This window comes from Pseudodesulfovibrio cashew (assembly GCF_009762795.1).
Lineage (GTDB): Bacteria > Desulfobacterota > Desulfovibrionia > Desulfovibrionales > Desulfovibrionaceae > Pseudodesulfovibrio > Pseudodesulfovibrio cashew.
The window spans coordinates 3,816,840-3,836,662 of the sequence record NZ_CP046400.1; the positions used below are offsets into that span (position 1 = coordinate 3,816,840).

Annotated in this window: 20 protein-coding genes; 11 read left to right on the top strand and 9 right to left on the bottom strand. The window is 61.6% G+C overall.

Annotation, left to right across the window (positions count from 1 at the left end; genetic code table 11):
- From GM415_RS17475 to GM415_RS17510, 8 genes are all read right to left on the bottom strand, one after another.
- Positions 1-1,521, bottom strand: a complete 1,521-nt coding sequence (locus GM415_RS17475; RefSeq protein ID WP_158950467.1) for a tripartite tricarboxylate transporter permease — start codon at positions 1,519-1,521, stop codon at positions 1-3.
- 10 nt (positions 1,522-1,531) lie between these two features.
- Complete coding sequence (locus tag GM415_RS17480) at positions 1,532-1,993, bottom strand: tripartite tricarboxylate transporter TctB family protein (RefSeq protein ID WP_158950469.1); 462 nt, start codon at positions 1,991-1,993, stop codon at positions 1,532-1,534.
- A 122-nt stretch (positions 1,994-2,115) separates the two neighbouring features.
- A complete protein-coding gene (locus GM415_RS17485; protein WP_158950471.1) occupies positions 2,116-3,069 on the bottom strand; it encodes a tripartite tricarboxylate transporter substrate binding protein in 954 nt (317 codons plus the stop codon).
- A 37-nt stretch (positions 3,070-3,106) separates the two neighbouring features.
- Entirely contained in the window at positions 3,107-4,306 is a 1,200-nt protein-coding gene (locus tag GM415_RS17490) for a UxaA family hydrolase (RefSeq protein ID WP_158950472.1), read from the bottom strand.
- On the bottom strand, positions 4,303-4,602 hold the full coding sequence (locus GM415_RS17495; protein ID WP_158950474.1) for a UxaA family hydrolase: 300 nt from the start codon (positions 4,600-4,602) through the stop codon (positions 4,303-4,305). Before GM415_RS17495 ends, GM415_RS17490 begins: the two co-directional genes overlap by 4 nt.
- A 267-nt stretch (positions 4,603-4,869) precedes the next feature.
- Positions 4,870-5,898, bottom strand: coding sequence for an alpha-hydroxy-acid oxidizing protein (locus GM415_RS17500; RefSeq protein WP_158950476.1), 1,029 nt, complete (start codon positions 5,896-5,898; stop codon positions 4,870-4,872).
- A gap of 378 nt (positions 5,899-6,276) precedes the next feature.
- Positions 6,277-7,542: a phosphatidylserine decarboxylase family protein gene (locus GM415_RS17505; RefSeq protein ID WP_158950478.1), complete on the bottom strand. Its 1,266-nt coding sequence runs from the start codon at positions 7,540-7,542 to the stop codon at positions 6,277-6,279.
- A 188-nt stretch (positions 7,543-7,730) separates the two neighbouring features.
- Positions 7,731-8,360, bottom strand: coding sequence for a LysE family transporter (locus GM415_RS17510; RefSeq protein WP_158950480.1), 630 nt, complete (start codon positions 8,358-8,360; stop codon positions 7,731-7,733).
- Between the two features lie 107 nt (positions 8,361-8,467).
- Between GM415_RS17510 and GM415_RS17515 the strand changes: the two genes are divergently transcribed.
- On the top strand, positions 8,468-9,337 hold the full coding sequence (locus tag GM415_RS17515; RefSeq protein WP_158950482.1) for a LysR family transcriptional regulator: 870 nt from the start codon (positions 8,468-8,470) through the stop codon (positions 9,335-9,337).
- 87 nt (positions 9,338-9,424) lie between these two features.
- On the opposite strand, the gene GM415_RS17520 is transcribed toward GM415_RS17515, so the two are convergent.
- Positions 9,425-10,369: an AraC family transcriptional regulator gene (locus GM415_RS17520; protein WP_158950484.1), complete on the bottom strand. Its 945-nt coding sequence runs from the start codon at positions 10,367-10,369 to the stop codon at positions 9,425-9,427.
- 110 nt (positions 10,370-10,479) lie between these two features.
- Here GM415_RS17520 and GM415_RS17525 point away from each other — a divergent pair, with 110 nt between their 5' ends.
- From GM415_RS17525 to hydF, 10 genes are all read left to right on the top strand, one after another.
- Complete coding sequence (locus GM415_RS17525) at positions 10,480-11,076, top strand: LysE family translocator (RefSeq protein ID WP_199244309.1); 597 nt, start codon at positions 10,480-10,482, stop codon at positions 11,074-11,076.
- A 23-nt stretch (positions 11,077-11,099) separates the two neighbouring features.
- Positions 11,100-11,498 (top strand): DUF488 domain-containing protein, encoded by a 399-nt coding sequence (locus GM415_RS17530; protein WP_158950488.1) that lies wholly within the window; start codon positions 11,100-11,102, stop codon positions 11,496-11,498.
- 324 nt (positions 11,499-11,822) lie between these two features.
- The gene (locus tag GM415_RS17535; RefSeq protein ID WP_199244310.1) at positions 11,823-13,082 is read left to right on the top strand and encodes a [FeFe] hydrogenase, group A; all 1,260 of its coding nucleotides are present in this window, start codon (positions 11,823-11,825) and stop codon (positions 13,080-13,082) included.
- A gap of 12 nt (positions 13,083-13,094) precedes the next feature.
- Complete coding sequence (locus tag GM415_RS17540; RefSeq protein WP_158950492.1) at positions 13,095-13,427, top strand: iron hydrogenase small subunit; 333 nt, start codon at positions 13,095-13,097, stop codon at positions 13,425-13,427.
- Between the two features lie 402 nt (positions 13,428-13,829).
- Positions 13,830-14,072, top strand: a complete 243-nt coding sequence (locus GM415_RS17545; RefSeq protein WP_158950494.1) for a TM1266 family iron-only hydrogenase system putative regulator — start codon at positions 13,830-13,832, stop codon at positions 14,070-14,072.
- A gap of 19 nt (positions 14,073-14,091) precedes the next feature.
- Positions 14,092-15,516, top strand: a complete 1,425-nt coding sequence (gene hydG / locus GM415_RS17550) for a [FeFe] hydrogenase H-cluster radical SAM maturase HydG (RefSeq protein ID WP_158950496.1) — start codon at positions 14,092-14,094, stop codon at positions 15,514-15,516.
- A 47-nt stretch (positions 15,517-15,563) separates the two neighbouring features.
- Positions 15,564-16,973: an aspartate ammonia-lyase gene (locus GM415_RS17555; RefSeq protein WP_242012291.1), complete on the top strand. Its 1,410-nt coding sequence runs from the start codon at positions 15,564-15,566 to the stop codon at positions 16,971-16,973.
- Positions 16,970-17,602: a hypothetical protein gene (locus tag GM415_RS17560; protein ID WP_199244311.1), complete on the top strand. Its 633-nt coding sequence runs from the start codon at positions 16,970-16,972 to the stop codon at positions 17,600-17,602. Before GM415_RS17555 ends, GM415_RS17560 begins: the two co-directional genes overlap by 4 nt.
- Positions 17,599-18,597 (top strand): [FeFe] hydrogenase H-cluster radical SAM maturase HydE, encoded by a 999-nt coding sequence (gene hydE / locus GM415_RS17565; protein ID WP_158950500.1) that lies wholly within the window; start codon positions 17,599-17,601, stop codon positions 18,595-18,597. Before GM415_RS17560 ends, hydE begins: the two co-directional genes overlap by 4 nt.
- The gene (gene hydF / locus GM415_RS17570) at positions 18,587-19,795 is read left to right on the top strand and encodes a [FeFe] hydrogenase H-cluster maturation GTPase HydF (RefSeq protein WP_158950502.1); all 1,209 of its coding nucleotides are present in this window, start codon (positions 18,587-18,589) and stop codon (positions 19,793-19,795) included. Before hydE ends, hydF begins: the two co-directional genes overlap by 11 nt.
- Positions 19,796-19,823: the final 28 nt, after the last annotated feature.

Genomic DNA, 19,823 nt, shown 5'->3' on the forward strand with positions numbered 1-19,823 from the left:
CTATTCCACCGTAACCGGCTCTTCCACGGGCACGCACTGGAGGCGCTTCTTGGCCTTGTACTTGGCGTAGAACGAGTAGGCCACGGAAAGGACGGCCGCCGCGAAGAAGAAGAGCGCGATGGGCCGGTGCAGGTAGCCCGCGAGGGTGCCGTTGCCCATGACGATGCTCACGCGCAGGTGGTTCTCCGCCATGCCGCCGAGGATCAGGCCCAGCACCAGGGGCAGCAGCGGGAAGCCCTGCCGGGTGAAGACGTAACCCAGAAGACCGGTGGCGAAAAAGACCCAGACGTCGGACATGCTGCTGTTCAGGGCGTAGCTGCCGATGACGCACAGGCCCAGGATGACGGGATAGAGCACGAAGCGCGGGATGGTCAGCGCACGGATGAGCACCCGAATGAAGTAGACCTGGAGCAGCATCATGAAGATGTTGCTGACGAAGTAGGCTCCCAGGATGATCAGGACCAGCTCGCTGTGATCGCGCATGAGCAGCGGACCGGGCTGGACGCCGTGAATCATGAACGCGCCGAGCATCATCATGGTGGTGGCGTCGCCGGGAATGCCCAGGGTCAGCAGCGGGATCATGGCTCCGCCGGTGGCGGCGTTGTTTGCCGTCTCCGAGGCGATGATGCCATCGGGGTTGCCGGTGCCGAAGCTGTCCGGATCGTCCGAGGCGGACTTGGCCTGCGAGTAGGCCACGATGTTGGACAGGCCGGGGCCGATGCCCGGCAGGATGCCGACGCCGATGCCGATCAGTGCGGAGCGGACGACGTTCTTCACGGAGTGTTTGAACTTGGCAGCCACTCGGATGAACTCGCTGGCGGTGAAGTTGACGTTGACCAGCTTGAAGGGATTCTTGATCTCCTCGACGTCCTTGAGGATCTGGGAAATCGCGTACATGCCGATGAGCACCGGCATGACCGAGAATCCGGACTGGAGGTCGGTGATGCCGAAGGTCAGGCGGGACACGCTGTCCGTCTCGCTCAGGCCAACCATGGCCATGATCATGCCCACCGTGGCGGAGATCAGTCCCTTGGTCAGCGACTTGTCCGAAATGGAGATGATGCAGCTCAGGGTGAAGACCACCAGGGCGAAATATTCATAGGGCCCGAACCGCAGGGCGAATGCGCCCAGGAGCGGGGAAATGACCGCCAGTGCGAAGAAGGAGAGCAGGCCGCCCAGGAACGAAGCGAAGACCGCGTAGCCGAGCGCCTTGCCAGCCTCGCCCTTCTTGACCATTGGATAGGCGTCGAAGGTGGTTGCCACGGACGAGGGCGTGCCGGGAATGTTCAGCAGGGCCGCAGAGACCAGGCCGCCGGAGATGGAGCCGATGTACACGGCCACCAGCATGACCAACCCCTGATTGACGTCCATGCCGAAGGTGATGGGAACAAGCAGGGCGACGGCCATGGTGCTGGTCAGGCCCGGCATGGAGCCGACGACCAGACCGCCGAAGACGCCCAGAAACATAAGCATGATGTTGAACGGCGTGACCACCGCGAGCATGTGTGTGTAATCAAACATAATGGGCACCTTAGGGAAGGAAAAGCTTGAGAAGCGTGGCAAAAATGTATTGCAGCGCAAGCGTGACGGCCACGGACGTGATGCCGTAGGTGATCAGCTTCTTAGGCGTGCGCGGTCCAAGCAGACACATGGCCAGGAAAAGGAAGGGGATGGTGGCGAACACATAGCTGATGATCGGCAGCAGGAACAGATAGAGCAGCGTAAGCCCCACCAGGAGCCAGCGCAGGACCATGGTGTTGGCGTCGAACTTCGCAACGGCCTTGCACCAGTTCTTTTTGCCGGTGAAATCAACGCTCTGATACATCAGGACCAGGGAAAGGACGCCCAGGCTGTAGATCAGGATCTTGGGGAAAAACACCGGCCCCAGCGCGTAGATCATGGCCGTGTTGATATTGCCGGTTTGGATGTACAGGGCGATGCTGAGACCGAACAGGACAACACCCATGAACAGATCGCCGGTTTTGACTCGCATTAGTCCACTCCTCTGACTGTCAGCAAGAAGTTGACCGATTCTCGATGATCGGCAGTGATCTCCAGTCCCCTTCCCCGGGGCCGGCAGGCCGGCCCCGAGAGGAAGGAGAGGTTGGAGAGGCTTTACTTAACCAGGCCGTTTTCCTTGGCCAGGTCGGTGTACAGGTCGGACTCGGCCTGCCACAGGGAACGGGTTTCCTCGGGGGTCTTGAAGAAGGGCACCAGGCACTGCTCCCTGAGCGCGCTGATGGTTCCCTCGTCCGAAAGGGCCTTCTTGAAGGCGTCGCTCAGAATCATGATGTTCTCTTTGGGCGTGCCCTTGGGCGCGAAGATGGAATACAGGAAGTCGTAGGACGCGTCGACGCCGATCTCCTTGAGGGTCGGGACGTCGGGAGCGAACGGAGAACGCTCGGTGTTGACCATGGCCAGGACACGCAGGTCGCCGGACTTCAGGTACGGCTTGACCGAGGCAAAGCCGACGGTGGTGATGTCGCTGTTGTTGCCCAGCAGGGACACGATGCGGCCCTTGTCGCCGTTGGCCGGGATGAACATGGCCTTCAATCCGCCGTAGGCGTGGCTGATGTTCAGGAAGGTGAAGTGGGAAACGGCGTTGAGCGCCAGGGCCCAGCGGTACTTGCCCGGATTGGCCTTGACGGCCTCGAGGGCCTCCTTGGCGGTCTTGAACGGGCTGTCGCCGCGCACGATCAGGGCGGTGCTGCCCTTGGCCGCGATGCCGACGGGCTCGAAATCGTTCCAGCGGAACTTGGCCTTGGTCACCATGGGGGCGACGGTCAGGTTGCCGGGGTGCTCCCAGAGCACGGTGTAGCCGTCCGGGCGGGCCTTGCTGACATGGAGCGCGCCGTTCAGACCGGCGGCGCCGTCGATGTTCGTGACCACCAGGGGCTCGGGCAGGAGCTCCTTCATATGGTCACTGATGATCCTGGCGGAAATGTCGCTGCCTCCGCCCGGCTTCCAGGGCACCACGATCTGGACCGCTTTCTCGGGGAACTCGGCATAGGCAGGGGCGACGGCCGCCACGAGCAGTGCCAAAACGCACATAATCAAAACTTTACGCATTACATACCTCCTAAACTGTTAAGCGCAACTGTTATCCCTAGAGGCCGGGCCCCCGGAGATACACCTCCACATTGTCTCGAATGTCCAACGTCTCACCCTTGGTCAACCGGCCCGAGGCGAATGCCAGGACCTCGTCGACAAGGCGGCCGCCCGCGTCGGCAATGGGCTCCTTCTCGGTGATCACCGTACCGGAGTTGAAGTCCATCTCGCGCCAGCCCTTGTCCCAGGTGCGCGGGTTGCCGGTCATGTACAGGGTCGGCGTGATGAGCCCGGTGTTTACCGTGGGCATCATGGCGTCGTCCGGGAACCAGCCGCCTCCCACCTGGAAGATGTTCAGCACCGAGCCCGCGGCCGCGAAGCCGAGAAAGAGCGCGGTGGAGGACATCCACGAATCCATGTAGTACAGGCCGCGTCCCTCGGGGATTTCGCCGTACTGGGTGCAGCCCTGGATCGGCCGGGTGCCGGACTTGACGATGGCTCCAAGAGACTTTTCCTCCAGAGTCGTCAGGCCCGCCTGAATGTTGGCCGGAATGGGGTTGATGGTCCGGATGTCCTCTCCGGTGGAGCGGGCTTCCTCTTCCACCCTTTCCACGGCGCGCAGGAACTTGTCCCGTTCGCCCTCGTCGGTGAACCGCTTGGCCACGATGTGCTCGGCGCCGATGACCTCTGTGGTCTCGGCGAACATGGCGCGGCCGCCGTTGTCCACCAGGGTGTCGAAGAGATGGCCGACCACCGGGTTGCCGGACATGCCCGAAGTGGCGTCGGAATACCCGCACTTCACGGCCATGTTCAGCGCGCCGAAGTCCACCTCGGTGCGCGGCGTTTCACTGGCCTTCTGCACCAGGTTCCGGCACTTGCGCACGGCCAGGCCCAGGGCATCCTGGAATCCGCCGCAGTCCTTCATGAACACCGTTTCCATGGGCTTGCCGCTCTTGGCGATCTCACCCACGAAGGCGTCATAGGAAAACTCGGGATATCCGGCGTCCGGCTTGTTGCCCACGATGAGCACTGCGCCGACGTTGGCATTTTTGGCCAGACCTATCATGGTCCGGGCGATGGTCTTGCGATCGTCGCCGTCACGGCCGTTCTCATTGGGCTGGATGAACAGCCGGGTACCGCTGACGAGCTTGGACACCATGGCGGCCAGGGTGGCTGCGCCGCGTCCGTTGGCCATTACCAGCGTGTGATTGCGGATGCCGGTTGAACCGTCCGGCCTGACGTATCCGAGAAACTTCATGCCTGTCCTCCAGGAATATCGCCGCGTCCCCGCTTTCCTTCGACGTTATGGATGTGGACGCACTCGCCCGCCTTGATATCCACGGCGGCGCGACCGACGACTTCCTTGTACTTGATGATATCGCCGCCAGCGGGGATGTCCTGAACGGCGGCCTTGAAACCGAAGGGGATTTCGTCCTGGGCGGTAATGACATGCTGTGCACCGTCCACGGTGTAGGAGACTTCATCGCCGCCAACGATATCCTCGATGGCGTTTCCGACGTTGTCCTTTGAACTCATGACAATAAGAGCTTTCATTAGCATCCTCCGAGATGTCAGTATTGCTGCCCGGAAGAGCAAGAGCCTTGCCAAGATTTCAATTTAATGAATAACATCTTGTTTTAACTTATTTTATTATCAAATTGGTATATCAAAGAGCGGCAGGCGAAAGGGCTGAAACGTTTCAAACATTTCAACATGAAATGCAAAATGAAACAGTCAACATGCAAAATGAAATAACAAAAGCCCGAGACACCGCCGTCCTGAAACGGCAGCGGCTCGGGCCCAAAACGATACGGTCTCCCATCAGCCGTTCAAGCCATGAATGATCGAGGGGGAAACGTCACGCACATCAGGCGTTCCTGTCATGACCATGGCCTGGCGCAACTGATCCCCCAGGGTCTCGAAATAGCGGGCCACCCCTTCCCGGCCGCCGCCCACGGCAGCCACGGACACGGGCCGTCCGATGAGGACGCAGTCCGCGCCCAGCGCAAGCATCTTCAGGATGTCCCCGCCGTCACGCACCCCGCCGTCAGCCAGGACCGGGATGCGTCCGCCCACTGCGGCGACGACCTCGGGCAGGACTGTCGCGGTCCCCGGGGTATGGTCCAATGCGCGCCCCCCGTGGTTGGACACGACCACGGCGTCCGCACCGGCCTCCACGGCCAGGGAGGCGTCCCGGGGAGACATCAACCCCTTGAGAATGAACGCAATGCCCCAGGCATGCACCTTGCCTATGATGTCCGCCAACTGCTGTGAGGTCCGGGGGGCCACGGGACGGCCACGGCGGCGCAGGGTCAGCAGCCCGGCGGCGTCGATGTCCATGCCGATGGCCTTGCAACCGGTGTCGCGGGCCTTTTCCAGCTTCTCATCCAGTTCGGCCCCTTCCCACGGCTTGATGAAAGGAATGCCGCAGCCATGATGCAGAGTCAGCGCGGCCAGCCCGGCCTCATGGATAACCGGGGGGACGCCGTCGCCGGTACAGCCGACGATGCCCGCGTCCAGGCAGCCGCCCACCACCGATAGGTTGTAGTCTTCCTCGCTGACCCCAAGGTCCATGTTGACGGCCACACCGCCGATGGGCGCGGCCAGCACAGGAAGCGCCAGCTCATACCCCAGCAGGGTAATGGCCGTCTTCGGTTCGGTGATGTCATGAACCAGCCGCATGTTCAGGTGCAGGCTTGCCAGTGCGGAAACATTGTTCTTGAAGGAAGCTCCCGTTCCCAATCCACCCATGCCGGGAATTTCACCGGCACAGACTCTGCCGTCGCAGACTTTGCAGACCCGGCAGAACTTCTTCATCTTTTGGCGCGCGTTATCGCGGATAGCTTTCATTGAAATCTCCTTAGGTGGTCAAGGCCGGATCGGATTGCAACATTTCCTGGAATGGGTCGAGCAAGGCGGGAATTCGGCGTGATCGAGGTGACGCCCAACAGGATGGGCTCACCGAAAAACTTGAGCCAATAGGGTAGGATACTTCCCCGATACGGGTCAATGCTCCGCCGGACGACAAACCGGTCTGCAGCCGGACAGGCCAGCCCAGCCATAGAAAAGGCCCGGGAGCTTCCTCCAGGGCCTTCCTCTCACCGTCAGCCAACTTCTTGCGACCTGAAAAGCATTAAATACGTATAGCTACAACCACTTGTATTTACATTTTATTAATTAAAATCAAACTACACGACCTTCCGTCAGCGACATGAAAAGCCACAACGGTCATCGGACGGTTGCGATTCGGGAGCGCACGGGGATGTTCTTCGTCTCAAGCCCCGGAGTCTGGCCACGCAGATCGAAGTCGAGCTCCACGCCGGGCCGGAAGATGAGTACGTGTGTCGAGCCGCCGAAGTGGAACATGCCGAGCTGGTCGCCCTTCTTCACATGCTGGCCCTCATAGACCGTGAGCTCATTGGACGAGACCTCGGCCATGCCGACGAACATGACCGCCATCAGCCCGATGTCCGGGTTGTCCGCCTCGATGAAAACCAGGGCCCGTGCCGCAACCTGGGTGATGTAGCCCTGCGACCGGTTAGGGCTGGCAGGGTCAAACCCCGCCAGGGGAGATTGGGCGTAATAGGAGCCGTCGATCAGCTGCGTCTTCACGATCCTGCCGCTGACCGGGCTGTGCCAGCGATGATAGCTGAGCGCGCTCAGAAACGCCTGGTAGATAGTGCCGCCCTCGAACCGGGCAGCCAGAGGGTCACCTTCCAGCATGTGATACAGCGAGTAGGGCTGTCCCTTGATCCAGAATCGGTCACGCAGCTTCACGTTTTTGGCCAGCTTGAACGGCGCGGATTCGCAGGCGTTGGCGATGACCGCGTCGTCGTCCGGGGCCGCAACGGGCCGACGTCCCTCACGGAAGCGGCGGGTAAAGAAATCATCCCAGGAGGCGAACCCGTGGTAGGGTTTCGACGGATCGCAGACGAAGTCCTGCTCAAAGGTCGGCATGGCCTCCCTGGCGTCGCGGCCGAACCACCCTTTCTCGGGATCGTCGCCGAGCACGTAGCGGGAGTCCGGCGAGCCGAGATACACGGCCCATTGCCTGAGTATCTTCTTCAATTGCGCGTTAACCCGGCCATCCAGGAAGGCGGTGGTCCCGGCTGTGGTGCCCATGGGCCAGTTCAGGACGGCATTGATAGGGAACCCCACAAGCCCGCTCTTGTTGAACTCGGGGGCCTGCTGCAAGATGTCGCTCAACCGCTGCAACATCACGCGGTAGTCGCGGACCTGCGGTTTACCCGTCGGATCGTTCCTGAACTGCGGCTTGTCCGGAATCGTCTCGAACATCCGCGAGAAGAGCATGAGCAGCTCGGGATCATTTTCGATCAGTTCCCGGAACTCCTGCACCACAGGCAGAAGCCGGGGCGTCTCGCCCGAGGCTGTCGGAAGGTCCGAGCCGCTCGCCCGCCCGGCAAGGCCAAGCAAAAGGACAAGGCCACAGAAAAAGACGACAAGATTGTTCTTACCATACCGTTTCCAAGTCATTTCGGGCCTCCCTCCTTGGTTATCGACGCGGTGGCCAGAGTTTGACCAGTACTCCTCCTATAAACCGCCTGCGAGGGTATGCCAAGGTCTTGCAAAAAACAGACGCCCACGACCGATGCCCGGCTCCCCGAGGGAAGCCGGGCCTGGAGGGACGACACACGGTCGTGCACGGTATTCTAGGGCTGCCGCTACGAGTCCAGCGCCAGCTTTGCGCCGAGGCCGAATAAACAGGCTCCCACAACTTTCTCGAGCCGATGCCGCCAGCGATCGAACAACTTCACGGTGCGCGGATCGGTCAGGACGAACACGACAAACGCGAACCAAGACAGGTGCGTCAGGGAGATGAACGCGCCGATGCCCACCTTGGCGGTCAGGGAGGTCGTGGGAGAAATCACCTGCGTAAATAAGGCGATGAAAAACAACATGGTCTTGGGATTGAGCAAATTGCAGAAGAAACCGTGGCGAAACGCCCCACACACGGAGACGGAATCGGATTCTTCGACGCAATCCGCTTGCTCGGCCTGCCCCTTCCGGGGCAGGAACGCCGAAACGCCCAGCCAGAGCAGATAGACCGCTCCAGCATACCGCACCGCCTCCAGCACCCATGCGTACTTGGCAACGACATAGCTCAGCCCCAGCAGGGCATACGTTGTATGAACGACGACACCACAAGCGATTCCCAACGCCGTGGCCAGCCCTCTTTGCCGGTCATACCGCAACCCGTTCCTGACGATGACGGCAAAATCCGGCCCGGGGCTCACCACCGCCAACACGGTCACCATCCCTACAAGCAGCATGTTTTGATCAAGTAAATTCATGACTCCCCCATTGATGGACGTTTCTTTTACTTTGATATACTGAATTTAATCAGGATCAAAAAACGAAAAGAACTCACTCTAAGCATGAGAAAAAATCATAGAACAAGATGAAAAGCCTTCCTCCGCTCAAACCGCTCATCAGTTTCAGGTCCGCAGCTCGGAACAAGAGCTTCACCAAGGCCGCGCATGAGCTGAACCTGACTCAGGGAGCCATCAGCAGGGCCGTAAAGCAGTTGGAGGAATTCTTCGGATTCGAGTTGTTCGAGCGGAGAAATAGAGGGCTTTTCCTGACCGGCAAGGGAAAGCAACTGGCCGAAGGGGTTGAAGAGGCGCTGGTCCGCCTTGAAAGGGTCAGCGAAGCTATACGGTTGCCCGAGACAAAGCGCCGGCTCTCCGTATCCTGCGAGCCCTCCCTGGCCATGCGCTGGCTGATGCCAAAGCTGGAGACCTTTCTGGCCTCCAACCCGCATACGGACATCCACCTGTCCACCGGCGGAGGCCCCATCGACCTCTCCGCTGAGGGGGTTCACCTGGCGATACGGCGCTCAGACTTCGCCTGGCCGCCCCACTATCACTGCACCCCCCTGGGCAGGGAGAGGATCGGACCGGTGTGCAGTCCGGAGTATTGGGCACAACACAAGAACGGCCCCAAACAGCGCCTTCATACCCGCACCCGCCCCGAAGCATGGAGCGACTGGGATTCAGTCTCCACAATCAGGATTGACTTCAATTCGGAGAAATACTTCGACCATTTCTACTTCAGCCTCCAAGCGGCCACCACCGGATTCGGCATGGCGATAGGGCCTGAGCCCATGGTCCGGGATGACATTAAGCAAGGGCTGCTCGTCGCCCCATACGGCTTTGAGACGACCCGGATCGAGTATGTCACCCTCTCGCTGGATCGCCCGGGAACCGACAACGACATGAACGCGTTCATCAACTGGCTCAAAGCGGAACTGTCCCTGCCGACGCACTGAAGCCCAAAAACAAAAAGGGCATCCTGTCCAATGGATACCCTTTTGCAATGCTTACGAAACCGGCACCAGCCGAACTAACGCCTCCACTCATCGGCTCTTGCGGTAGGCTCCGGGACCGGTGCCGAATTCCTGCTTGAACCTTCTGGAAAAGGATGCCGCAGAGGCATACCCGCATCGGTCGGCGATCTCCTCCAGGGAGGCGCTGGTGTCCGCAAGCAACGCTCGCCCCTTGAGCAGCCGCCACTTGGCCAGGTAATTGATCGGGGGCACTCCGACCAGTTTGGCGAACCTGTCGGCAAACCGTGCCCGGGACATGCCCGCAACGGAGGCCAGGGCCTCGATTGTCCAGCTCGCCCGGGGGTCGCGGTGAATGGCCGTCAGCGCCTTGGACATATTGGTGTCCTGCAACGCCGCCATAAATCCCGCAGGCTGATGAGTGTCGCCGCCGTCCGCTCCTCTGACCGCCTGCAGAAAAACGATCTCGATCAACCGGCTCAAGACCCCCGTCATGCCGGGAGCCTCCAGTTCCGCTTCCATGGCAAGCAGATCAAGCGTGGTTTTCGTGCACGGTTCTTTAGCAAGATCACGGGAGCGCAGCACGATTGATTTCGGCAGGGCCGTCAAAATCGGATGGTCAATCGCTTCATCGAAAACGCAGTAGCCGCACAGCAGGCTGACGCCCGGTGAATCGGCATCGCCGACCTGTTCCGCCACATAGCTCAGGTTTCCGTTTTCCAAAGGATTTTTGGCCAGCACGTCACCCAGCGACACGGCGGGGATTCCCTCCGCCGCTGCCAGCACCTGCGAAGCCCCGTCCGGAACGATGACGAGATCGCCCTCCTCCAATGCAATGCCCTGTTCTCCTGGGACGGCAACGAAACATTTCCCCGCGCGCACCAGGTGAAAACGAATGGTTCGCCTTTCCCGAGGCACTTCAATCGAATATCCGCCGCTCAACCGTGCCCGGAAGTACAGGGAGCTGTTCAGCCTGAGCGTCGAAAAAATTTCGGAGAGAACATCTGGTTTGTACATCGGCGGGTCCTTTGAGACTATCTGGTAAGAACTTGGGATGAACAGACAATGCTATCCGACGAGGCCAATGTCAAAGTGTCCGAAACCAAACAGGAGAGCAAACATTGACGATGGAAACAGCCCTTGCCCTCATGAGCTTCGCCCTGGTCATGTCCATTACGCCGGGCCCCGCGAATTTCCTCCTGCTCGCTTCCGGAGCGAATTTCGGTCTTGTTCGAACGCTACCGCTGCTCTTCGGAGTCAGCTTCGGTTTTCTCTTCATGGTTTTTCTCGTGGGCATCGGCCTGGGACATGTCCTGGAGCAGTACCCGGTCGTCCACACCACACTGCGATTTGCATGCGGAGCCTACGTGCTGTGGCTGGCCTATCAAATAGGGCGCAGCAGATCGCTCGGAGGAGACGGGGAACCAATGACGAACCCCATCGGCTTCATTAACGCCGCCCTGCTCCAGTGGGTCAACCCCAAGGCCTGGACGGTGGCGCTCATCGTGAACGTCTCCTACGCCTTTCCGGGCGCGCTGGTTCCCAGCCTCCTGAAAATGATACTGCTCTTTGCGATTGTAAACATACCTTCCATAGGGGTATGGGCTTTGTCGGGGTCGGCGCTTCGACGGCATCTCCGTAGCGGAAAACGGCTCGCCGTCTTCAACCTGGGCATGGCGTCGATGCTCGTGCTGTCCACGATCCCCATGCTTTTCACCACCTGACAACAAAATCGGAGGGACGCTCCATGCCTATACAGGTAGTTCAGCTGGGCACGGCTCGACATCAGGACGAAGGAATACGAATCGGAACCGTCAGGAGACCGCCGCGCGGGGTGAAAAAAACCGAGTACGCCAGCCAAAACTGGTATGACGTCTGGCTGCCGGAGGTTGCCCCCTCTCCCGAACTGATGAAGCTGGGCCAAAGCGCGGAGACCGAAAAGGAATGGGATATCTTCGCCAGGAAATACCGTAGGGAACTGGCAACGCCGGAAAAATCCCGAACCCTGGCCCTGTTGGCCGCATTCTCAACCACGAGCGACTTTTCCATAGGATGCTATTGCGCGGACCTGAGTCGTTGCCACGTCTCAGTGCTGCGCGAAATTCTGAAGGAGCAAGGAGCCTTGTTCAAGAACAGCGGAGAATGATCCGTAGCGCTCCGCATCGAATTCATACTGTCTTTCACTGCCGACACATCCCGCTGATGCATGCGTGAAGCGGGCTGACCCAGCACCGCCATATTGCCGCCTTCCTCCACCCCGCCCCCTCTCCATACGCCTTGACACGAGTATCTTTTTTAAAATAGTAACGCTAATGTGTTACTATTTTATTATTCGTGCTAATGACTGCCGGTTCTGAACAGTCCGGCCGTCAGCAAAGGAGGGTATCCGATGTCAGGATGCACACCCAAGTCCGCTCCGGCAGTGGTGCCGGCGGACCTGTCTTCAATCCACCCCAACAAGGAGGGAACGATGAAACTGATTGAAGGCGTGATGTACCAAACCAACGCGCCCAAGGGCATTGATCCGGACGAGATCTTTTTCGTTCAGGTCGACGCCACCAAGTGCGAGGCTTGCGGGAGTTGTGAGGAGGTCTGCGCCTCCGGGGCGATCCAGGCCATCAACGATGAGGGGACCCGTCAGGTTGTCGATCCCGCGGCCTGCATGAACTGCGGCCAGTGTCTGGTCAGCTGTCCCTACGGCGCCATCTATGAAGGCGTCTCCTACGTGGATGAGATCTTCGAGAAGCTCAAGGACCCGGACACCGTGGTCGTATCCATGCCCGCTCCGGCGGTCCGCTACGGCCTCGGCGAGTGCTTCGGAGCGGCTACCGGCACCTACGTCGGCGGACAGATGCACGCCGCCCTGCGCAAGCTCGGCTTCGACTACATCTGGGACAACGAGTTCACCGCGGACGTGACCATCATGGAGGAGGGCACCGAGCTCATCCAGCGCGTGCAGGAACAGGGCAAGAAGGACGCCCGCCCGCTGCCGCAGTTCACTTCCTGCTGCCCCGGCTGGGTCAAGTTCGCCGAGACCTTCTACCCTGACCTGCTGCCCAACCTCTCGAGCTGCAAGTCTCCCATCGGGATGCTCGGCCCCCTGTCCAAGACCTACGGTGCTCACGAAACGAAAACCGAACCCAAGAAGGTCTACACCGTGTCGATCATGCCCTGCATCGCCAAGAAGTACGAAGGACTCCGTCCCGAACTGGCGGACAGCGGCTTCCGCGACATCGATGCCACCATCAACACCCGCGAGCTGGCCTACATGATCAAGACCGCGGGCATCAACTTCAACAGCCTGCCCTCGCAGCAGCCCGACCCGATCCTGGGCGACTCCACCGGCGCGGCCACCATCTTCGGCAACAGCGGCGGCGTCATGGAAGCGGCCCTGCGCCTGGCATACGAAGTGCTGTCCGGCAAGAAGCTGGCTAACCCCGACATCAAGGTGGTGCGTACCCATGAGGGCATCAACACCGCCGACGTCAAGGTGCCCAACTTCGGCACGGTCAAGGTGGCTGTGGCCAGCGGCCTGGCGAACGCGGCCAAACTCTGCGACGAAGTCAGGGCCGGGAAATCCCCCTACCACTTCATCGAGATCATGACCTGCCCCGGCGGCTGCGTGAACGGCGGCGGACAGCCCCTGGACCCGGACGTCCGGGCCTCGCTGTTCAAGAGTACGGTGGCCCAGATCAACAGGCGCTTCCGTGCGCGCAAGGTTTCAGCCTAAGGAGAACGGAATATGAAAATGAACAGACGCGTCTTCATCAAGGCATGCGGCGTGATGGCCGGTTATGCAGTGCTCGGCGCCAACCTGACCAAGGAAGCCGTGGCGAGCACCATGGACTTTGTCGGTCTGCGGCAAACCTCCGTGTATACCGCCGATGCCAAGATATACAAGGTCAGGAAGTCGCAGGACAACCCCATGATCAAGAAGATCTACGACCATGAGCACGGGTTCCTGCACGAAGGCCCCTGCGGACACATGTCCCATCACCTGCTGCACACGCACTATAATGATCGCAGCGCCAGGTTGGCCGCTCTCAAGAACAAGGGCTTCAAGTTCAACCTGTAACTCCTGAAAGCTTCGACCTGCGGCGAGGATGATTCTGATCCTAGGGCCGAACGCTTCTTTCCCTCACCCCTCTCCCCCACACATTCCTGCTATTTCATCCGCGCGTTTGCTGACGCGCTTAGTATTACTATTTTTAAAAAGTTATACGTATTGTAAAATTTAATCTTGATTTGTACTACTCGTTTGCGTAATAGATTCCCCCAGAACACCTCCTACCGGAGAACATCTGCCTGCGGGAAGGGTACGCCTGAACCCCAGGGTGGAGCCATCTGGTTCTGCCCTTCCTTTCGCAGGCGGGAAAACCGAAAGCTCCATCCTATCCCCAGTAGCAGAGAGCCCGGGAGTGCTAACCCGGGCTCTTTTCCCTAATCGGAGGCCGCCATCAACAGGGAGGAAATAGGATTGCAGAAACGACTCGGCATCATCGGCATCATCATCAAGAACAGAAAAGAGGCGGCAGCCACCGTCAATACCATCCTGAGCGACCACGGCGAAATCATCGTGGGCAGGATGGGGCTGCCGTTCAGGGACAGGGGTGTGAGCATCATCGACCTGATCATCGAGGCCACCACCGATGAGGTTGGGGCCCTGACCGGCAAGCTCGGCATGCTTGACGGCGTACAGGTCAAGTCACTTTTGGTTTAACCATAGGGGGTTAGGAAGGATGAAAAAGGACAGCACGCTGGGCGAGGGCCTGGCCAACTTCGTGGACGAGGCAACTATTCGGGATGAGATGGCGCGGGCGGAGAATCCGTCCAAAGGCCTGATCAACGAGATCCTGCTCAAGGCCAGGGAGAAACAGGGCCTGGACCCGGACGAAGCCGCCGCCCTGCTCAAGAATACGGACAGGGAACTGGACGAGGCCATCTTCGAGACGGCCATCGCCATCAAGAAGGCCATCTACGGCAACCGCCTTGTGGTCTTTGCGCCGCTGTACATCACCAATGAGTGCGCCAACCAGTGCAAATACTGCGGGTTCAAGGCCACCAACAAGGAACTGGACCGCCGCACGCTCTCCCCGGAGGAAATCCGGCGGGAGGTGGAAGTGCTCGAGGACCTCGGGCACAAGCGGCTCCTGCTGGTCTACGGCGAGCACCCCACCCTGGGAGCCGACTGGATCGCGGAGACCGTGCGCGACGTCTACGCCGTGACCTCGGCCAAGAGCGGCGAAATCCGCAGGGTCAATATCAACTGCGCCCCCCTGGACGTGGAGGGCTTTCGCACGCTCCACGAGGTGGGCATCGGAACCTACCAGTGTTTCCAGGAGACCTACCACCGGCCCACCTATGAGAAGCTGCACATCGCCGGACGCAAGACGGACTTCCTGTGGCGGCTGCACGCCATGCACCGGGCTCAGGAGGCGGGCATCGACGATGTGGGCATGGGCGCGCTCTTCGGTCTCTATGACACGACCTACGAGGTCCTCGGCCTGCTCCACCACGCGCGGCAGTTGGAACGGGACTGGGGCGTGGGGCCGCACACCATCTCCTTCCCCAGGCTGGAGCCCGCCCTCAATGCCGATATCGCCTACAATCCGCCGTATCCGACCACGGACCACGAGTTCAAGAAGATCGTGGCCGTGCTCAGACTGGCCGTACCCTACACCGGCCTGATCCTGACCACCCGCGAGAACGCCGAGTTCCGCAGGGAGCTCCTTGAAGTGGGCGTTTCCCAGCTCTCGGGAGGCTCGCGCACCTATCCCGGAGCGTATGCCGACCCCGAATACGACCGTCCCGATGTGCAGCAGTTCTGCGTCGGGGACAGCCGCAGCCTGGACGAGGTCATCCAGTCCATTGCCGGGGACCACGGCTACGTGCCGTCCTGGTGTACTGCGTGCTACCGGCTGGGCCGCACCGGCGAACACTTCATGGAGCTGGCCAAGACCGGATTCATCCAGAAATTCTGCCTGCCCAACGGGCTGCTGACCTTCAAGGAATACCTGGAGGACTACGCCTCGGAAGAGACCCGGCGCATCGGCGAGGAGCTCATCCGGCGCGAAGTGGAGAACTATCCCGATCCCGACCGCAAGAGTCTGCTCACCGACCGGCTTGCCCGCATGGAAGCCGGAGAGCGGGACCTGTACCTTTAACCCTGGCCGAGGCGGCAATGGTGAATGGCAAACCGGAAGGAATCCGGATGGAACGCGACGGACTGGGCGAAATGCCCATTCCCGCCGACGTCTACTGGGGTACCCACACAGCGCGGGCCGTGCGCAACTTCCCCTTCTCCGGATATCGGCTTCATCCGGCCTTTGTATGCGCCTTTGCCCAGGTCAAGCAGGCCTGCGCCAGGACCAACGCGCTCCTCGGATACCTGCCCGGGGAGCGCGGCCCGGCGATCATGGACGCCTGCGCCGAGATGGCGGACGGCGCGCTCCACGACCAGATCGTGGTGGACGCCTTCCAGGGCGGGGCCGGGACCTCGACCAACATGAACTTCAACGAAGTCATCGCCTCCCGGGCCGCCGAACTCCTCGGCGGCCACCGGGGGGACAGGGATCTGGTCTCACCCCTGCGCCACGTGAACATGCACCAGTCCACCAACGACGCCTATCCCACCGCCCTGCGCGTGGCCGTGCTGAACATGCTGGCGGAACTGGAAAAGATCGTCTCGACCCTCCAGGAAACCCTTCAGGCCAAGGAGGCCGAGTTCCGTGACGTGGTCAAGGTGGGCAGAACCGAGCTGACCGACGCCGTGCCCATGACCCTGGGCATGACCTTCGGCGCCTTTGCCGAGGCCGTGGCCCGCGATCGCTGGCGGCTCTTCAAGTGCCGGGAGCGGCTGAAACGGGTCAACCTGGGCGGCACGGCCATCGGCACCGGTCTGGGCGCGCCGCGAGACTACGTGCTGGCCGTGGCCGGGCACCTGGCCGCGATCACGGGGCTGCCCGTGTCCCGCGCCGAGAACATGGTGGACGCCACCCAGAACGGCGACGTCTTTGCCGAGGTCTCGGGCATGCTCAAGGCGTGCGCGGCAAACCTGCTCAAGATCGCCTCGGACCTGCGCCTGCTCTCCAGCGGCCCGGATGCCGGGCTGGGAGAGATTGTCCTGCCAGCACTCCAGGCCGGGTCGTCCATCATGGCGGGCAAGGTCAACCCGGTCATGCCCGAGGCTGTGACACAGGCCGCCCTCCGGGTCATGGCCAACGACCAGATGATCGGCATGGCCGTGGGTATGGGACAGCTGGAGCTCAACCACCTCCTGCCGCTCATCACCCACTCCCTGATCGAATCCCTGGCCCTGCTCACTGCGTCCTGCCGGGGGTTGGCCGAAGACTGCGTACCGGAAATCCAAGCACGCCCGGAGCGATGCCGCACCCAGGTGGAGCGAAGCGGAGCCCTGGCCACGGTGCTGGTGCCTGTGCTGGGATACGAAGCGGTGGAACGGCTCGCAAAGGACGCGCGCCAAGAAGGCCGGACCGTTCCGGCCCAACTCGTGCTCTCGGGCATCGCTTCCGAGGAAACCGTCGACCGACTGTTCTCGCCCCGTCAACTGTGCAAGCTGGGCTTCACGCCCGGTGAATTCGAGGAGGTGAACACGCCATGAAGCTCGTGACCGCCATCGAGTCGTTGAACACGCCCGCCCTTTTCGCGGCCAGCCGCCGGAGGATCATCCTGCACGCTGCCGTATACGGAGCTTTTGCCCGCTCCAAGCCGCACCGCGAGGGACTCGAGGCCGCCCTGAACAGGCCTGAATTCAACCAGTTGGACATCATCGTCCTGGAGCCGGACAACGGGCAGGACTGGGTGCGCCCCTTTCTGGACGCCCTGCGCTTCGGCATATCTCCCCAGGCCGCGGACGACGAAGTGGAGCTGTCCCACCGGTTCATGACCGACCTGGCCCGCCGCTACCCGGACAAGGTGCGGCTGCACCCGGCCCGGCGGCTCCCCTGCCTGCCCGTGGTCATCGTGGACGACGACATCATTTTCGGCCAATACGCCCACGCGAACGTACACGCTCCCCAGGGATTCTGGGGCATGATCCGCGCGGACGTGCCGACCCTGCTCCAATGGACCATGGCGGGCAAGCCCCCGCCGCACGCGGACGACGAGGAAATCGCCGCCTTCCGGCTGGTCAACGAGTGCGCCAGGGCCATGTGCCTCTGCCGCGCCTTGTCTCCACTGCCCGCACGACAACTCGAACCCCGGGACCGCCCGGCCAACGGAACGCCATGAACACACCCGATATCCTCACCGCCCTGACCGGAGCGGACGACGCTTCCCTTTTTGCCCTCGCCGACGAGACCCGCCGCCGGGTCTTCGGCAAGGCCGTGTACATCCGCGCCATCGTGGAGTTCTCCAACGTCTGCGACAAGCACTGCCGGTACTGCGGGCTGCGCGCGGATAACCGCAGGCTCAACCGCTACCGCATGCGCGCCGACGACATCCTCGCCGCTGCAGACGCCGCCGTGGCCGAGGGAGCCGGGACTGTAGTCCTCCAGTCGGGCGACGACTTCTCCTACTCGGCGGAACTGGTGGGTGAACTGATCCGCGAAATAAAAGAGCGTCACGACGTGGCCGTGACCCTCTCCCTGGGAGACCGGAGCCTTGACGAATACGTGTACTGGCGCGCCTGCGGGGCCGACCGCTGCCTGATGAAACTGGAGACCACGGACCGCCATCTGTACAAGCAACTGCGCCGGGGGGAGGACTTCGGCGCACGGCTGCACCGTGTGGAGGAACTGCGTCGCATGGGATACGAGATCGGTTCGGGAGTCATCGCCGGGTTGCCCGGCACCACGCCCATGGACGCGCTGCGCGACATCCTGTTCCTGACCGACCTGGGTCTGGACATGATCGCGGTGGGGCCGTTCGTCCCCAACCCGGACACGCCCCTGTCGGGCATGACGCCGGGCTCGGTGGACCTCTCCTTCCGCATGACCGCGTTGCTGCGCATCCTCAACCCCGAAGCCAACATCCCGGCCACGTCGGCCCTGGACGCCCTGCGGCCCGGCAGCCGCGCCCTTGCCCTGACGCGGGGATGCAACGTGCTCATGCCGTCCCTGACCCCGGCTGACTATCGCGGCGACTACACCATCTATCCCGGCAAGAACGCGGGAAGCACCGAGGGCGCAGCGTCCCTGGCACCGGCCCGCAAGGCCATCGAGGAGAACGGCTTCGTCCCGTCGGCGTCCAAGGGATTCTCCCCGAGGAGGAGCCATGTCCGGTAAGGCACCGCGCGGAGTCAGGCTGGTCATCGCCCTGGCGGGCAGGCGCAACGCGGGCAAATCGTCCCTGATCAACGCCCTGACCGGCCAGGATACGGCCATAGTCTCGGACACCCCGGGCACCACCACGGACCCGGTGGCCAAGCACTATGAGTTGTTGCCCCTGGGACCAGTAACCTTTTACGACACCGCAGGTCTGGACGATGAGGGTGAGCTTGGCCGACTGCGCATCAAGGCCACGAAGAAAGTGCTCTTCCGCTGCGACGTGGCCGTGGTCGTCCTTGGTGAAGAGGGGCTGACCGACCACGAGCGCGGCCTGCTCGAGACCATCCGCGAGATGGGCGTCCCGTGCATCGTGGCCTGGAACAAGGCGGACCTGCGGCCTGAAGCCGCACCCCTGCCCGAGATTCCCGGTGCGCCCGTCCTCCATGTCTCGGCTGCGGACGGACAGGGCGTGGACCGACTCAAGGAGCGCATCATCGCCGCCGTTCCGCCCGAATACCGGCAGGAGCGGCTGATCCTCGGCGACCTGATCAACGAGGGGGACCAGGTGATCTGTGTGGTGCCCATAGACCTGGCAGCGCCCAAGGGGCGGCTGATCCTGCCCCAGGTGCAGGTCCTGCGCGAGATCCTGGACTGCGACGCCATGGGCACCGTGGTCAAGGAGCGGGAGATAGAGGCCGCGCTTTCCGGCTTGCGGCAAAAGCCCGCCCTGGTGGTCACTGACTCGCAGGTTGTCATGAGCGTGGCCGGAGACGTGCCTGACGACGTGCCGCTGACCACATTCTCCACCCTGTTCGCCCGCTACAAGGGCGACCTGGACAGCCTGGTCGAGGGGGCCTCGGCCATCGACCGGTTACAGGACGGCGACACCGTGCTCATTGGAGAGGCGTGCTCGCATCACAACGTGGCGGACGACATAGGCCGGGTCAAAATCCCCCGCTGGATGTCCCAGTACACGGGCAGGGACCTGAATTTCGAAGTTTATTCCGGACACGACTTCCCGGAGGACCTGGAGCGATTCGCGCTGGTGGTCCATTGCGGGGCATGTATGCTGAACCGCACCGAGATGCTCCGGCGCATCACCGAATGCGCACGCCGAGGCCTGCCCGTCACCAACTACGGCGTGGCCATCTCCAAGCTCCAGGGGGTGTTGGACCGCGTGCTGCGGCCCTTTGGAATGGAAGAATCAAAATTCTGAGTTAGCGAGAAAGGGGCGGAGCGGAAAA

Excerpts from the sequence above, each read along its gene's own strand:
- GM415_RS17475 (WP_158950467.1), bottom strand. The coding sequence starts at position 1,521 with ATGTTTGATTACACACACATGCTCGCGGTGGTCACGCCGTTCAACATC.
- GM415_RS17480 (WP_158950469.1), bottom strand. The coding sequence starts at position 1,993 with ATGCGAGTCAAAACCGGCGATCTGTTCATGGGTGTTGTCCTGTTCGGT.
- GM415_RS17485 (WP_158950471.1), bottom strand. The coding sequence starts at position 3,069 with ATGCGTAAAGTTTTGATTATGTGCGTTTTGGCACTGCTCGTGGCGGCC.
- GM415_RS17490 (WP_158950472.1), bottom strand. The coding sequence starts at position 4,306 with ATGAAGTTTCTCGGATACGTCAGGCCGGACGGTTCAACCGGCATCCGC.
- GM415_RS17495 (WP_158950474.1), bottom strand. The coding sequence starts at position 4,602 with ATGAAAGCTCTTATTGTCATGAGTTCAAAGGACAACGTCGGAAACGCC.
- GM415_RS17500 (WP_158950476.1), bottom strand. The coding sequence starts at position 5,898 with ATGAAAGCTATCCGCGATAACGCGCGCCAAAAGATGAAGAAGTTCTGC.
- GM415_RS17505 (WP_158950478.1), bottom strand. The coding sequence starts at position 7,542 with ATGACTTGGAAACGGTATGGTAAGAACAATCTTGTCGTCTTTTTCTGT.
- GM415_RS17510 (WP_158950480.1), bottom strand. The coding sequence starts at position 8,360 with ATGAATTTACTTGATCAAAACATGCTGCTTGTAGGGATGGTGACCGTG.
- GM415_RS17515 (WP_158950482.1), top strand. The coding sequence starts at position 8,468 with ATGAAAAGCCTTCCTCCGCTCAAACCGCTCATCAGTTTCAGGTCCGCA.
- GM415_RS17520 (WP_158950484.1), bottom strand. The coding sequence starts at position 10,369 with ATGTACAAACCAGATGTTCTCTCCGAAATTTTTTCGACGCTCAGGCTG.
- GM415_RS17525 (WP_199244309.1), top strand. The coding sequence starts at position 10,480 with ATGGAAACAGCCCTTGCCCTCATGAGCTTCGCCCTGGTCATGTCCATT.
- GM415_RS17530 (WP_158950488.1), top strand. The coding sequence starts at position 11,100 with ATGCCTATACAGGTAGTTCAGCTGGGCACGGCTCGACATCAGGACGAA.
- GM415_RS17535 (WP_199244310.1), top strand. The coding sequence starts at position 11,823 with ATGAAACTGATTGAAGGCGTGATGTACCAAACCAACGCGCCCAAGGGC.
- GM415_RS17540 (WP_158950492.1), top strand. The coding sequence starts at position 13,095 with ATGAAAATGAACAGACGCGTCTTCATCAAGGCATGCGGCGTGATGGCC.
- hydG (WP_158950496.1), top strand. The coding sequence starts at position 14,092 with ATGAAAAAGGACAGCACGCTGGGCGAGGGCCTGGCCAACTTCGTGGAC.
- GM415_RS17555 (WP_242012291.1), top strand. The coding sequence starts at position 15,564 with ATGGAACGCGACGGACTGGGCGAAATGCCCATTCCCGCCGACGTCTAC.
- GM415_RS17560 (WP_199244311.1), top strand. The coding sequence starts at position 16,970 with ATGAAGCTCGTGACCGCCATCGAGTCGTTGAACACGCCCGCCCTTTTC.
- hydE (WP_158950500.1), top strand. The coding sequence starts at position 17,599 with ATGAACACACCCGATATCCTCACCGCCCTGACCGGAGCGGACGACGCT.
- hydF (WP_158950502.1), top strand. The coding sequence starts at position 18,587 with ATGTCCGGTAAGGCACCGCGCGGAGTCAGGCTGGTCATCGCCCTGGCG.